Origin of the sequence: Vibrio sp. 1562 (assembly GCF_033340155.1) — a bacterium.
GTDB classification, from domain to species: domain Bacteria; phylum Pseudomonadota; class Gammaproteobacteria; order Enterobacterales; family Vibrionaceae; genus Vibrio; species Vibrio alginolyticus.
Genome location: NZ_JAWOVY010000640.1, coordinates 1 through 559, shown reverse-complemented (window position 1 = coordinate 559; position 559 = coordinate 1). Strand labels below are relative to the sequence as shown.

General features: G+C 46.7%; 1 pseudogene. It reads left to right on the top strand.

What is annotated here, in order from left to right:
* Positions 1-559: pseudogene (locus R7Z49_RS26830) on the top strand (glyceraldehyde-3-phosphate dehydrogenase); the annotation flags it as partial.

The window sequence follows — 559 nt, the reverse complement described above, 5'->3', positions numbered from 1 at the left end:
TAGATTACTCTGTGTACGGCATCAACAATGCACTTGTTGTTGATAACACAGGTGTGTGGCGTGATTCTGAAGGTCTGAGCCAACACTTAGCATGTAAAGGCGCAGAGAAAGTACTACTAACGGCTCCGGGTAAAGGCGACATCAAGAACGTTGTATTCGGCGTTAACGAATCTGTGATTCAAGAAGATGACACCATCATCTCTGCAGCGAGCTGTACCACCAACGCAATCACACCAGTTCTAAAAGCATTGAACGACAAATACGGCGTACTTTCGGGCCATATTGAAACCGTTCACTCTTACACGAATGACCAAAACCTGATCGATAACTTCCACTCAGGTGACCGTCGCGGTCGCAGTGCATCTTTGAATATGGTTCTAACTTCAACTGGCGCAGCTAAAGCAGTAGCAAAAGCACTGCCAGAGCTAGCTGGTAAGCTAACAGGTAACGCAATTCGTGTACCTACGCCAAACGTATCAATGGCGGTTGCAAACCTTAACCTAGGAACAGATGTTGATCGCGACTCTCTGAACGATTACCTACGCGAAATGGCACTCAA